The organism is Streptomyces sp. NRRL S-495, from assembly GCF_000966955.1.
Classification (GTDB): domain Bacteria; phylum Actinomycetota; class Actinomycetes; order Streptomycetales; family Streptomycetaceae; genus Kitasatospora; species Kitasatospora purpeofusca.
The window spans coordinates 1-249 of record NZ_JZWY01001115.1; the positions used below are offsets into that span (position 1 = coordinate 1).

The following is a 249-nucleotide window of genomic DNA, read 5'->3' on the forward strand; positions in this document are numbered from 1 at the left end:
ACGATCCGGCCGGCGTACATCACCGCGATCTTGTCGGCGACGTCCGCGACCACGCCCAGGTCGTGGGTGATCAGGATCAGGCCCATGTTGAACTCGGCCTGCAGCTCCGCGAGCAGGTCCATCACCTGGGCCTGGACGGTGACGTCCAGGGCGGTGGTGGGCTCGTCCGCGATGATCAGGTCCGGCTCCAGCGCCAGCGCCATCGCGATCATGATGCGCTGGCGCATACCGCCGGAGAACTGGTGCGGG

General features: G+C 67.9%; 1 protein-coding gene. It reads right to left on the reverse strand.

The window, feature by feature from the left end:
• Nucleotides 1-249 (reverse strand): ATP-binding cassette domain-containing protein (locus VR45_RS39605; RefSeq protein WP_159394541.1); only part of this gene is annotated, 249 nt, incomplete at both ends.